The organism is Streptomyces sp., from assembly GCF_036524955.1.
GTDB lineage: Bacteria > Actinomycetota > Actinomycetes > Streptomycetales > Streptomycetaceae > Actinacidiphila.
This window is the reverse complement of record NZ_DATDBG010000295.1, coordinates 1-14,121: the sequence shown is the minus strand read 5'-3', so window position 1 is coordinate 14,121 and position 14,121 is coordinate 1. Positions and strand designations below refer to the sequence as shown.

At 74.8% G+C, this 14,121-nt stretch carries 5 protein-coding genes; 4 read left to right on the top strand and 1 reads right to left on the bottom strand.

Annotated elements, in window-relative coordinates:
• Window positions 1–447 precede the first annotated feature (447 nt).
• Together VIW71_RS23475 and VIW71_RS23470 are read left to right on the top strand one after the other, a co-directional pair.
• Complete coding sequence (locus VIW71_RS23475) at window positions 448–3,219, top strand: AfsR/SARP family transcriptional regulator (RefSeq protein ID WP_331624539.1); 2,772 nt, start codon at window positions 448–450, stop codon at window positions 3,217–3,219.
• Between the two features lie 229 nt (window positions 3,220–3,448).
• The gene (locus VIW71_RS23470) at window positions 3,449–6,340 is read left to right on the top strand and encodes an AfsR/SARP family transcriptional regulator (RefSeq protein WP_331624541.1); all 2,892 of its coding nucleotides are present in this window, start codon (window positions 3,449–3,451) and stop codon (window positions 6,338–6,340) included.
• A 36-nt stretch (window positions 6,341–6,376) separates the two neighbouring features.
• Here the strand turns inward: VIW71_RS23470 and VIW71_RS23465 are convergent, their stop codons facing one another.
• Entirely contained in the window at window positions 6,377–6,982 is a 606-nt protein-coding gene (locus VIW71_RS23465) for a hypothetical protein (protein WP_331624538.1), read from the bottom strand.
• 351 nt (window positions 6,983–7,333) lie between these two features.
• Between VIW71_RS23465 and eccCa the strand changes: the two genes are divergently transcribed.
• Both eccCa and VIW71_RS23455 read left to right on the top strand, forming a co-directional pair.
• Window positions 7,334–11,290: a type VII secretion protein EccCa gene (gene eccCa, locus VIW71_RS23460; protein WP_414720819.1), complete on the top strand. Its 3,957-nt coding sequence runs from the start codon at window positions 7,334–7,336 to the stop codon at window positions 11,288–11,290.
• The gene (locus VIW71_RS23455) at window positions 11,287–14,040 is read left to right on the top strand and encodes a hypothetical protein (protein WP_331624537.1); all 2,754 of its coding nucleotides are present in this window, start codon (window positions 11,287–11,289) and stop codon (window positions 14,038–14,040) included. The genes eccCa and VIW71_RS23455 overlap by 4 nt, the downstream gene beginning before the upstream one ends.
• Window positions 14,041–14,121: the final 81 nt, after the last annotated feature.

The following is a 14,121-nucleotide window of genomic DNA, read 5'->3' as shown; positions in this document are numbered from 1 at the left end:
TCCAGGAACCCGGGCGTCAGCCCTACCGGGTTTCTGGTCGGTCTTCCTGCTCACTCCCTCCGCGGGCGGCCTCGTCCCTCGGCCGCCCACTCCAGGAGCTCGTGCGTCAGCCCTACCGGGTTTCTGGTCGGTCTTCCTGCTCACTCCCTCCGCGGGCGGCCTCGTCCCTCGGCCGCCCACTCCAGGAGCTCGTGCGTCAGCCCTCCGCGCCCGCTCTTCCTCGCTCACCGAGGCCCCCTCGCCCGTCGGACCGTTTCCGCCCCACAGTAGCGAGCAGGTGGCGCACATCCCACCGGGCCACCGCCTCACCAGATCGAGGACGTCCTTCGACGGCCCGCTCGGACCGACGAGGGAGGAACGTCCTGGCCTGCCCCGACGGTTCACACCGGGGCCGGCCGGAGTATCGTCCTGCCTGGCCGAAGGCGGGTGCGACGATGCTGGAGGGCTGTGGACGTCCTGGTGCTGGGGCCGGCCGAGCTGCGGTCGGGGGACGGAGGGACGGTCGCCGTCGGAGGACCCAGACGGTGGGCCGTGCTCGCCGTGCTCGCCGCGCACCTCAACGAGACCGTGCCGGTGGAGCGGCTCGCCGACGAGGTGTGGGCCGGCAGCCCGCCGCCGACCGCGCGGGCGGCCCTGCAGGGGCACATCACGGTGTTGCGCAGGCTCCTCGGCGAAGGGCTGGACCTGACCACAACCGGCGCCGGCTACCGGCTGGGCGGCGACCGCGCCCAGGTGGACGTCTGCCGCTTCGACGACCTGGTGAGCCACGCCCGGGCCACCCGCGACGACGGGACGGCGGCTGCGCTGCTGGTCCGCGCCCTGGAGTCCTGGCGGGGCGACGTGGTGACCGCGCCGACCGGCGAGGCGGTCTGCCCCGCCTTGTCGGAACGGCTGTCCGAACGCCGTGTGCGGGCGCTGGAGGCGCTCACCGAACGGCTGCTGTTGCTGGGCCGCGCGGACGAGGTGGTCCCCGGGCTCACCCTCGCGGTCCGGGCGTACGCGCTGCGCGAGTCGCTGGTCCGGCTGCTCATGCTCTGCCTGCAGCAGACCGGGCGGCGGGCCGACGCCCTGGAACTGTACGAGCAGACCCGCGAGGGGCTCGCGGTCGAACTGGGGGCCGAGCCCGGACCGCTGCTGGACGACGCGCTCGCCCGGATCTCTCGCGGGGCCGACGCGCCCGCACCCTGGGCCCCGGAGCTGCCCGCCGCGCCCCGGCAACTGCCGCGCCGGACCAGCGGATTCGTCGGCCGTACGGAGGAGCTCTCGGCACTGGACCGCGCCGCCGCCGAGCCCGGCGGAGTGGTCGCCGTGGTCGGCCCCGCCGGGGTCGGCAAGAGCGCGCTGGCGGTGCGCTGGGCGCACCACGTTGCCGAGCGCTTCCCCGGCGGTCAGCTCTTCGCCGACCTGCGGGGCTTCGGCGAAGGGGAACCGGTCGGCGTCGACGTGGTGGTGGCCGGGTTCCTGCGGGCCCTGGGCGTGACGGGCGGGGACGTGCCGGCCGGGGAAGCCGAGCGGACGGCGTTGTTCAGGCGGCTGATGGCACAGCGGCGGCTGCTGGTCGTGCTGGACAACGTCCGGGACGCCGCGGGGGTGCGGGCACTGCTGCCCGACGGTACGGCGGGCAGCCTGGTGGTGGTCACCAGCCGGTCCACGCTCTCCGAGCTGGAGTTCCACGACGGGGCGCCCCGGCTGATCCTGGCCCCGCTGCCGACGGACGACGCGGTCGCACTGGTGGAGGCGGTGGTCGGGGCACCGAGAGTCCGGGCGGAGCCGGAGGCGGTACTGCGCTGGGTCGAGCTGTGCGACCGGCTGCCGCTGGCGCTGCGGATCTCCGCCTCCCGTCTGCTGTCCCGGCCGCACTGGACGGTCGCGCAGACCGTCGAGGAGATCGGGGACGAGCGGACCAGGCTGGCCGGCCTGGGCATACCCGGAGGGGTCGGGGTGCGCGCGGCGATGACCGTCACCCGTCGCCTCCTTCCGCCCGAGGCCGCCCGGCTGCTCACCCTGCTCGGCCTGCTGCCGGCCGAGGAACTCGACGCCTGTGTCGCGGCGGCGCTGACAGGCAGCGGGCTGTCCGCCGCGCGGCGGTCGCTCGGGGTGCTTGCGGCGCTGCACGTCCTGGAGGAGACCCGGCCCGGCCGGTTCCGGCGGCACAACCTGGTCGGCCTGTACGCCCGGCAGTTGCTCGCCGAGACGTGCGGCGAGGCGGAGACCCGTACCGTGTGGTGCCGGCTGATCGACTACTGCGTGGCCGCCGCCGGCGAGGGCGCCCGGCCACTGGCCCCGTACCCGTGGCTGCTCGAACCGGCTGCCACCGCCGGCGCCGGGCTCCCGCGCGGCATCGGCACGGCGGCGGGCGCGGTGGCCTGGTTCGGCCGGCACGAACCGCTGGTGCGGGCGGTGCTGCACGAGGCGATGCGCCTGGGTGAGTACGACCGGGCGTACCGGCTGACCCAGAACGTCTACATGTTCTACTACCTGGCGGGCACCGCCGAGCTGTGGGTGGAGGTGTGCCGGGCCGGGCTGAGGGCCGCCGTGGCGAGCCGGTCCGCCGACGGCGTCGCGCACGCGCACAGCGCCCTGGGGGTCGCGCTCGTCGAGGCCGGGCACACCGCGGAGGGCATCGGGGCGCTCGAACGGGCCCGCGAGCAGGACGTCCCGCAGCCGCGTGACCGGCTGGTGACCTTCATGCGGCTCGGGGTCGGGTACGTGGAGTCCGGCGGTCCGCACGAAGCGGCCGAGGAAGCCCTGGAGACGGCCGCGCGGATCGCGGACGCACTCGGCGATACCCGGTCGAAGGCGTTGGCTCACTACCACCTCAGCCGCTGCCTGCCGGCGGCCGGCCGGCTGGAGGAGGCGCTGGAGCACGCCGACGCCGGTCTGGACCTGCTCGCCGAGGCCCCCGACAACGAACAGGTGTGGCTGGTCCTGATGCGCGCGCGGCTGCTGCAACGGCTCGGCCGCGTGTCGGAGGCCCTGCCGCCGGCGCGCTCGGCGGCCGAGACCTTCCGCCGGCTCGGTTACGCTGCCCGCGAGCCCGAGAGCCTGCGGCTGCTCGGTACCCTGCTGCTCGCTCTGGACCGCGCCGAGGAGGCCTGCGAACCACTGCGGGCGGCCGTGGCGCTCCTGGACCGTACCGGCTCGGCCCTGGCGGCCGAGGCGCGGCGCGAACTGGCGAAGGCCGAGGCCAGGTCGACGCCCCGCCCGGCGGCCGGCTGAACGCGGCACCGAAACCTGTGACGCCGGTGAACCACGGACGACCTGTGGAGGAAATCTTCGCAGGTCACACTGGACCGGGTTGCCTGGTCGCGGTGACGCTTGACGGGACCGTCCTGGTGAGAAAATCTTCGACCCATCCGAACGGCGCTGCCGGCGCGGCTTCGCCGGTATCTGTGTCGTTCGGTCCGCGGTGCGGGCGGACGTCGGTTGTGGATGGGGCGTGGTGGGTATGCGGGTGTCGCTGCTGGGCTCGGTGGAGTTCTTCTCGGCGGCGGGAACACCACTGGACGTACCGGCCGGCAAGCGGCGCGCGGTGCTCGCCGTACTCGCCATGGAGATCAACCGGGTGGTGCCGGTCGAGCGGTTCTTCGACCTCGTCTGGGACGGCCGGCCGCCGCCGCAGGCCCGGGCCGCGCTGCAGGGTCACGTCGCCGGGCTCCGCAAACTGTGTGACGGGACATCGCTGGCCCTGGTCACCCAGGTACCCGGCTATCTTCTGCGAGGCGACGCGGCCCAGGTCGACGTGCACGAGTTCGGGCGGCTGGTCGCCGAGGCGAAGCCGGCGGCGGACGAGCCGGCCGCCGCCCTGCTCGGCCGGGCTCTTGCCCTGTGGCGCGGTGATCCGCTCACCGGCGTGCCGGAGGGCGAGCTGCGGGACCGGTGGGTGGCGGAGCTGACGGAGGCCCGGCTGCGGGCGCTCGGCGCATGGGCTGAGCGGCTGGTGCGCTGCGGTCGCGGCGGCGAGGCGACCACCGCCCTGGAGGGCGCGCTGCGCGAGGACGGCCTGCGCGAGCGTCTGGTCCCGCACCTGATGCGCTGTCTGCTGCAGGAGGGCCGCCAGGCGGAGGCCCTGGCCGCCTACCACCGATTCCGCAAGCTGCTGTCCGCGCAGCTCGGGGTACTGCCCGGTCCCCCGCTCCAGGCCGCGCTGGCCGACGCGCTCGCCTACGGGGACGCCGCGGAGCCGGCCGTACCCGCGTCCGCGCCCCACGGGCCGCTGCTCTTCGCGGGGTCGCCGGCGGCCGTGCCACCGCGTGCGGTGCCGCACCAACTGCCCCGGCTGCAGGGCGGGCTGGTCGGCCGCTGCGCGGAGTCCGACTGGCTGGACGCGCAGTGCGCCCCGGGACGTGGAGGGAGCGGGCTCGTCGTGGTCACCGGGTCGGCCGGCGCGGGCAAGACGGCGACGGTGCTCCGCTGGGCGCACCAGCGGGCGGACAGCTTCCCCGACGGCCGGCTCTTCGCCGACCTGCGGGGCCTGGACAAGGCGGGGCCGGTCGACCCGTACCTGGCCTGCCGCGGCTTCCTGCAGTCGCTCGGGGTGCCCGAGACGGAGATCCCGGAGGAGCCGGTCAGGACCGAGCAGCTCTACCGGTCCGTCACCCAGTCGCTGAGGCTGCTGGTGGTGCTGGACAACGCCCCCGACGCGGAGTCGGTCCGCCCGCTGATCCCCGCCGGGGCCGACAGCTCCACCGTCGTGACCAGCCGCAACGTGCTCAGCGACCTGGTGGTGCTGGAGGGCGCGGCCACGCTTTCGCTCGGCGCGCTTCCGGTGTCCGACTCGGTGGAGCTGGTGGAGCGGCTGGTGGGCGGGGAACGCGTACGGGCGGAGCCGGAGATGACGCTGCGCCTGATCGAGTTGTGCGACCGGCTGCCGCTCGCCCTGCGGATCGCGGTGGCCCGGCTCACCGCGCGGCCGGCCTGGCTCATCGGTGATCTGGTCGAGGAGCTGGAGGACGAGCGGATGCGGCTGGAGCTGCTGGACACCGCGGGCGAGTCCAGTGTCACCGCCGCCCTGGGCGCCACCCTCCACCAGCTCACTCCGGAGGCGGCTCGGCTGCTGGCGCTGCTGGCCCTGCACCCCGGGGTGGAGATCGAACCGACGGCCGCCGCCGCGCTGCTGGGGCGGGACGAGCCGACCGCCCGTCACGCGCTGGGCACCCTGTCCGTCTTCCACCTGATATCCGAGGTGAGCCCCGGGCGGTTCGCCAGCCACGACCTGGTCCGGCTGTACTCGGCGCGGCTGAGCGAGACCGAACTCAGCGGCGGAGAGCGCCGGGCGGCCGGTGAGCGGCTGCTCGAACACTACCTGGCGGCCACCGTGCACGCCGGATCGTTCACCACCCTGCACCAGCCCGCCGCGCCGGACCGGTCGGACCGGATGCCGAAAGCCCTGCCCCGGGTGGGCGGCACGGGCCAGGCCCTGGACTGGTTCCGCAGGGAGGAGGTCACCGTCCGGGCCCTGGTGGAGTCCGCGGAGGGGGAGCGGGAGTGCTCGCTCGCCTGGCGGCTGGCCGACGCGGCCGTCACCCTCTACCAGGGCAGCGGGACGCTGTCCGCCTGGCTCACCTGCGTCGAGGCCGGCCTGCGCGCCGCCGAGCGGTCCACCGAGCCGGAGGCCCGGGGGCGGATGCTCGCCGCGGTGGGCGCGGCCCTCAACGAGAAAGGTCGCCCCGCGGAAGCAGGAGAGCATCTGAGGAAGGCGGTCCGGCATCAGGAGCAGTTGGTCCTCTCGGTCGACCTGGTCCGCAGCCGCCTGGCGCTCGGCCTGGTCGAGGTGGCGCTGGGCGAGCGGGACACGGCCCTGCGCTCCTTCGGGCTGGCCCTGGAGGAGAGCCGCCGCCTGGGCGACGAGCGGGCCGAGGGACTGACTCTGGCCACCATGTCCCAGGTGCTGCTGGAGTCCGGTGAGGCCTCGGCCGCGTTGGAGCGGGCCCGGCAGGCCAGGGCCATCCTGGCGGGACTGCCCTCGTCCAACGCCTATCTGACGGCACTGGTGAGCGAGGCCGACTCGCTGCGCCGGCTCGGCCGGGCCGAGGAGTCCGAACGGTTGTGGGCGGAGGCCATCGCGGTCTCCGGCGCGATCGGGCACACCCGGATGCAGGCCACCGCGGAATGGCGGTTCGCCCTGCTGCTGGAGCGTCTCGGGCGTCGGAAGGAGGCGCTGGAGCACCTGGAGCGGGCCTCGGCGCTCTTCGCCGACCGGCACGACGTGGCGTCGGTCGAGCAGATCGCCGAGGACGTCCGGCGCCTCGGCGGACCGCACGGGCGGGCCGCCGACGCCGCCGTGGCGGCGCCGGTGCGGGTCTCCTCCGGCCTGGTCGGACCGCGCCGTCAGCCCTGACCGTACGGCTGCCGGCACCGCCCGTCCGCGGCCCCGTCAGGGGTGGTAGACCTCGCTGACCTTCGTGATCGCGCCGGAGCGGTCGACGGTGACGTCGTAGAAGCCGCCGAAGCAGCCGTAGGGCCGGGCCACCCGGCGCTGCGCGGCGCAGTCGTTGACATGCGAGATGAGCGAGGCGAGGGGCACGGCCGCCGTGGAGACGGCACCGGCGCTGTCGGTGGTGACCAGTTCGGCGGTCGCCCCGGCGGCGAACGGGTGGTTGGCGGCGGTGTCGCTCTCCCGGTAGTAACCGTCGTCGGTGACCTCCGGGCCGCACACGTAGATGGTGGCGGTGGCGGTCACCCGGGCGGCGGTGGCCGCGCCGGCCTTGATCACCTCGTGTCCGGGGCGCTGGGCAGCCATGCACCCGGTGGCCCGAGCGGACGCGGACGCCTCGGTTCCGGACGGAGCGGTGGCGGTCCCCTCGGTTCCGGCCGGGGCGGGCGCGGCGCCGGGCGCGGTCGAGGCGGCGGGCGCGCCGGCGCTCGCGGAGACGGAGGACGACGGCTCGGGCTCCGGCTCGGCGGTCGCGTAGCAGGAGGTGAGGGTGAGAACGGCGGTGGCGAGCAGGGCGCTGGCGGCGAGCGGACGGCGCACGGACATGGACGGATCCTTGGGAGGCTGGGCCGGAAGTCCGGCCGGGTCGGGTGGTTCGTCACCGGCGTCTACGGACGCACGGGCGCTTCCGGTTTGATCAGCCGGCGCCGTCGGACCGACGGTGACACAACCGTGACCTCCCTTGCCGTGCCCGTCCCGCGACGGCGGCGAACCCGAATGGGGCCGGACACGGGGCGCGGACGCCGCTCGGCCGCCGGCCGCGGACACGGACACGGACGCGGAGGCGGGACGGCGTGCGGCCCGCCGGGACGGCAGCGGGTGAACCCGCCCGGAGCCGGCGGCCGTCCCTCCTGGGGGCGGGACCGTCCCGGCCGTCCAGGAACAAGGAGCCCTTCGTTGAGCGTGGTGCTTGTCAACCGCCCGGCCCGGCGGCCCGGTCCTGAGATGCCGGACGGGGAGATCCAGCTCCAGGAGCCCCCGATCCTGCCCGAGCAGCAGAGCAATGTCTCCAACATGATCACCATGGTGCCGATGGCGCTCAGCTCACTGTCGATGGTGTTCATCTTCCTGCGCCCCAACGGCGGGGTCATGACGTACGTGGCGATGGGCACCATGGCGCTCTCCGCGGTCGGCATGCTGGTCACCCAGCTCATCCGCAGCAGCACCGACCGCAAGACGCAGCTCCGCGGCGATCGCCGTGACTACCTGCGCTACCTCTCGCAGATGCGCCGCCAGGTCCGCAAGCACATCGCCATGCAGCAGGCGGCCCTGGCCTGGCGCAACCCCGCGCCGCAGGAGCTGGCCTCGCTGGTGCGCACCCGCCGGCTGTGGGAACGGCGGATCTCCCACCCCGACTTCAGCGACGTACGGATCGGTGTCGGCGGGCAGCGGCTGGCGGTCCGGTTGGCACCGCTGGCCACCAAGCCGGTCGAGGATCTCGAACCGCTGTGCGCGCACGCCCTGCGGCGCTTCATCCACGCGTACGGAACCGTCCTGGACCAGCCGATCGCCATCCACCTGCGCGGCTTCGCGCACGTCCTGCTGCGCGCGGAGGACCCGGAGCAGAGCAGGGCCGTTGTCCGGGCGGTGATCGGGCAGCTGACCGTCTTCCACGCCCCGGCGGACCTGCGGATCGCGGTGGTGGCCGGCCCCGGCCGGCGGGCCGACTGGGAGTGGGTCAAGTGGCTGCCGCACGCCCTGCACCCGGTGGACACCGACGGCGCGGGACCGCTGCGGATGGTGGCCGGGTCGATCGGCGAACTGGAACAACTGCTCGGCGAGGACTTCGCCGCCCGGCCGCCCTACGAGCCCGACGCCGAGCCGAGCCGGGACGAGCCGTACACGGTGCTCGTCCTGGACGGCGTGCGGTCCGGCTCCCCGCATCGGGCCACGACGGCGGGCTACCGCAACGCCACGGTGATCGACCTCGGCGACGCCGTGGAGTGGAAGCACACCCCGGTCACCCTGCGGCTGCGGGTCTCGGACGGCTCACTGGAGATGGTCGGGGCCGACCGCAACCGCAAGGACGAGATCACCCGGCTGGGCCGTCCCGACGCGCTGTCGCCGCAGGCGGCCCGGCGGCTGGCCACCCTGATGGCCCCGTACCGGATGGGGGACGCCGCCGACTCCAGCGAGCCGCTGGCGACCGACTTCGACCTCACCTCGCTGCTGGGCATCCACGACCTCCACCGGTACGACGTGCACCAGCACTGGGCGCTGCGCAACCAGAGCAACAAGCTGCGGGTGCCGCTGGGCATCGGGCCCGACGGCGCGCCGATCGACCTCGACATCAAGGAGTCGGCGCAGGGCGGCATGGGCCCCCACGGCATGCTGATCGGCGCCACCGGCTCCGGTAAGTCCGAGCTGCTGCGCACCCTGGTGCTCGCGCTGGCGCTCACGCACTCCTCGGAGATCCTCAATTTCGTCCTGGTGGACTTCAAGGGAGGCGCGACGTTCCTCGGCCTGGACCGGCTGCCGCACACCTCGGCGGTGATCACCAACCTGGCCGACGAGGCCGCGCTGGTCGACCGGATGCGCGACGCCCTGCACGGCGAGATGATCCGGCGTCAGGAGCTGCTGCGCGCGGCCGGCAACTACTCCTCACTGCTGGAGTACGAGACCGCCCGGGCGAACGGCACCCCGCTGGAACCGCTGCCCACCCTGTTCGTGGTCGTCGACGAGTTCTCCGAACTCCTCGCCGCGCACCGGGATTTCATGGACCTGTTCGTGATGATCGGCCGCCTCGGCCGCTCGCTCGGCGTGCACCTGCTGCTGGCCTCCCAGCGGCTGGACGAGGGCCGGGTGCACGCGGTGGAGTCCCACCTGTCCTACCGGATCGGTCTGCGCACCTTCTCGGCGATGGAGAGCCGCGGCGTGCTCGGCGTACCCGACGCCTACCAGCTCCCCTCCCAGCCCGGCAACGGCTTCCTGCGCAGCGACATCTCCACCCTGACCCGCTTCAAGGCCGCCTACGTGTCGGGCGCGTACAAGCTCAGGCGCCGCGCCTCGCAGCAGTCCGTGGTCGCCGGGCAGGTGGTGGCGTACGACACCGAGTACGTGGCACCCCGACGGCTCCCGGCGGTCGAGCAGGTCACGGAGCCGGAAGCCGAGGAGACCCGCTCGCTGCTGGAGATCGCCGCCGAGCGGCTGTACGACGCGGGGCCGCCCGCCTACCAGGTGTGGCTGCCGCCGCTGGACGTCCCCCCGACCCTCGACGAGTTGCTGCCGCCGCTGGCCCCGCACCCGCGCTACGGCCTGACCACCGAGAACGGCGAAGGCCGCGGGAGCCTGCGGGTGCCGATCGGTGTGGTCGACCGGCCGTTCCAGCAGCTGCGCGACCTGCTGACGGCCGACCTGTCCGGCGCGGGCGGCCACGTCGGTGTCGCCGGCGCCCCGCAGAGCGGCAAGTCCACCATGCTGCGCACCCTCGTCACCGGTCTCGCCCTCACCCACACCCCCCGCGAAGTCCAGTTCTACTGCCTGGACTTCGGCGGCGGCACGCTCTCCTCACTCCGCGGTCTGCCGCACGTCGGCGGGGTCACCGGGCGGCACGACGCCGAGCGGGTGAACCGCACCGTCGCCGAGGTGAGCGGCATCATCACCCGGCGCGAGAAGTACTTCGCGGAGCGGGGCATCGACTCCGCCGCCTCGTTCCGCCGCCGCAAGGCCGCCGGTGAGCTGCCGGACGATCCGCACGGCGACGTCTTCCTGGTCATCGACGGCTGGAACACCGTCCGGCAGGAGTTCCCCGACCTTCCCCAGGCACTGACCCTGATCTCGCAGCGCGGTCTCAACTACGGCGTGCACCTGGTCATCGGCACCACCCGGTGGGGCGAGATCTCCAGCACGCTGCGCGACCAGCTGCAGACCCGGTTCGAGCTGCGCCTGGGCGACCCGGTCGACTCGATGGTCAACATGCGGGCGGCCGGCAAGGTCCCCAGGATCCCCGGCCGCGGCCTGACCGAGGACCAGTTGCACTTCCTCACCGCCCTGCCCCGGACCGACGGTTCCGGCAGCACCGACGACCTCGGCGAGGGCGTCGCCGACCTGGTCGACGCGGTCGCCGAGCACTGGAGCGGCCCGCGGGCCCCCGAGGTGCGCATGCTCCCGCTCCTCCTGCCCGCGTCCGAACTCCCCGCGCCGCGCGGCCGACTGCAGGTCCCGGTGGGCCTGGAGGACCAGGACGTCGCACCGCTGTGGCACGACTTCGGACAGGACCCGCACCTGATGGTGCTGGGCGACAGCGAGTCCGGCAAGACCAACGTGCTCAAGCTGATCACCACCGCGGTCATGAACGCGTACACCCCCGGCGAGGCCCGGATCATGCTGGTCGACTTCCGCCGCGAGCTCTACGACACGGTGCCGGAGGCCTACCGGCTCGGGTACGCCGTCTCGGTGGACGTCCTGCGCCAGATCGTCGACGGCGCCGCCAAGGCGTTGGTCAACCGGGTGCCCTCGGCCGACATCACGCCCGACCGGCTCACACTGCGTGACTGGTGGCAGGGGCCGGAGCTGTTCGTCGTGGTGGACGACTACGACATGATCTCCGCATCGGGAGCCCACCCGTTCGCCCCGGTCCTGGACCACCTCGCCCAGGGCGCCGAGATCGGCCTGCACGTGATCGTCGCCCGCTCCGTCAACGGCGCGGCACGGGGCCTGGCCGATCCGCTGCTGCGCAAGCTCACCGAGGTCAACACCCCCGCGGTGCTGCTCTCCTGCCCGCCCTCGGAGGGCATCCTCTTCGGTGGCGTCCGGCCGAAGGTCCTTCCCGCCGGCCGGGGCATGTACATCACCCGACGGCGCACGGTCCAGGTCCAGACCGGTCTGATGGACAAGGACGGAGGCACCCGATGAGCACGACGACGGCGCGGCCCGCCACGGCCCTCACCGGTGGACCCGGGGCCGGCCCGGGCACCGGGTCGGTGCTCCGGCCCGTCGGCCCACACCTGGTCATCGCACCCGCGGGCGACGGTGACGACCCCCTGGCCGAAGCTCTGCGTACGCTGCCGCCCACGCCCGGCGCCCTGCTGGTCCTGGCCGCCGCGCCGGACGCGGCCCCGGTCCTGCGCCGGGAACTGCCCGCCCTGGCACGGCTCGCCGCCGAGCGCCACGCGACCACCCTGGTGCTCGCCGCCTCCGGGCTCGCCGCGGCGGCGTCGGACGGCCGGCGTCCCTGTGCGGCGGTCGCCCGCGCCGTGGGCCTGCCGGTTCTCGCACCCGACGGCCTGGTCTCCGTCGAAACGGACGGAACCCTCCTGGTCACCGACGCCTCCGGGGCAGGCTCCGGTTCGTGGTGGCTCACCGAACCGGACGGACGGTCCGACCCGGTCGACGCCCGGTGGCCCGCGACGAGTACGGAGCCGTCGGCGAGCACGGACGGCGGCGCACCGCCGACCGCGTCCGGCGCCGCTGCCGCCCCGACCGGCACCGCGGACACCCCGACCCGGACCGCTGCCCTCCCGACCAGGCCCACCGACACCCCAACGCGGACCGCCGACACCCCAACGAGTGCCACGGACACCCCGACCCGGACCGCAGGCCTCCCGACCGGGGACGCCGCCGCCCCCACGTGGACCGCCGGCCTCCCGACCGGCACCGCTGCCGCCCCGACCGGCACCGCCCTCCCGGCCGGGGTCTCTGCCGTACCGTTCCCCGGCGGTTGCTGGCTCACCGCGCAGGGGGCCGCCGCCCCGCCCACGGCCGTCGCCCTGGCCGTCGCGGAGCACGGCACCCGCGTCGTCGCCGTCGGCAGCCCGGACGAGCCTCGTCTCTCGGCCGCCGAGCTCGTGGCAGCCGTTGGCGCGCAGAGCGAGGAACGCGGCGAACTGCTGCTCAGCGCGCCCTGGGCCGAGCCGTCCGCGCTGGTCGGCATGGCCGTGGCGCTCGCCGACCACCTCGACCGGGACGTCCGGGCCGCCGTCGGGCTCTCCGTCGCCACCGCCGACGGGCACACCACCACCTTTCTCGACCTCCACGGCTCCCCCACCTGGGAGCCGGTGCTGCTCGCGCTCACCGCGTCCCCGGCCCGCGGACGCGTCGTCAGCTCCGTCTGGCGCCGCCTCCCCAAGCTCGAACCCCTCGGACCCGCGATGTACCGGGCCCTGGAGGGCTGGGTCCTGGAGGCCGTCCCCGCCGGTCTGTGGCTCCGGCCCGAGGGGCCGCCGCACGACACCTCGCCCCGGCTGCGCCAGCCGGACCCGCGCCGGCCGCTGCTGATCGTCGGCGAGCGGCACCGCCCGGTCGGTGAGCAGCTGTGGAGCGGTCTGGGCCCCGTGCTGGAGGCGCTGCCGGACTTCGGGGCGGACCACCGCCTCGGTCTGCTGTTGTACAGCACGGCCGGCACCGGGGCCGAGGCAGTCGGACGCTTCCTCACGCGGCTGCACACGATGGAATGGCTCGGGTCCGAAGAGCCGCCGCAGGCTCCCTCCGCCCCCGGGGCGGACGGCCCCGGGACCGCGCGGGCGGCCGAGCCGGAGCCGCCTGTGGCCCGTGAGTTCGCGCGTACGGTCGTCGACGTACCGCTCCCGCCGCTCGACCCCGCCCCCGCCGCACCGGGCGAACGCGCCGTACCGGACGAACCCACCACGCCCCACGAGAACCACACGTCGGACCACCGCGCCGCACCCGACCACCACCACGCCGTACCGGACGCCCCCGCCGTACCGGACGAACCCACCACGCCCCACCAGAACCACACGTCGGACCACCGCGCCGTACCGGACGCCCCCGCCGCACCGGATGAACGCGCCGCACCGGACGAGGGCCGCGAACAGGGCGGACGGGTTGACGCGCACGGCATGCCCCCGTCCGGGAGTGAGGGGAACACCGCCCACGCCGCGTCCCGGCCCGGCGTCCCCTCGGCCGACGGCCGGCCGGAGGACCGCGAGGCGCTGAAGGCGCTGCTCGGCAGCCGCTACCACCGTCTGGCCAGCCGGACCGATCTCCTGACGACCCGGCTGCCCGGGCTTCGCTCGGCCCAGCGGGGGGATGTCAGGCCCGGCCTGGTGGCCGTCCTGGTCCACCACTGCGACTCCGCGGAACCCGCCTCACGGGCGGACCTGGTGGCAGCGGCCCGCGGCGCCGGCGACGGGCCGCTCACCCCTGTGCTGCGCTGCCTCGGCCCGGGGCTGCGGATGCTGCCCAGCCACCACGGCGCCGTCCTGCTGGGCGCACCGGCCGACGACGGCATCGTGGACGCCTACCGGCCCGGCAGCGTCCTGACCGAGCCGGCCCCCGTGGCCGGTGTCCCCGCGCACGACGTCGGGCTGGGCACGGCCGTGGAGTTCGGCGTCTGGTCGACCACCGGCCGGCGGACCGCCGTCTTCGGCGGACCGGCGGAGGAGCCCGAGGTCGTGTTCCTGCCGCAGTCCCGGTTCTCCGTCCTCGCGGTGGTGCCCGGCGACGAGGAGGGCCGACCCGTCCGGGTGTTGCTGCGCGAGATGACCTCCGACGAGGCGGAGCCCGCCTCGCGGGAGCGCGACCGGCAGGCCCACGAACGCCTGCTCGCCTGGTTCGAACGCCGGGACGGCGTCCCACCGCACGAGCGCCGGCGGCTCACCGTTCCGGAGCGTTTCCACCTCACTCCCGGTGTGCACCCGGGCTGAACCCGCCAGGCCCGCAGGGGTACGGTCGACCCCGGCTCCGGCCTGCGGCTGCACCCCGCGCGCGACGGCGGCGCGGGTCCC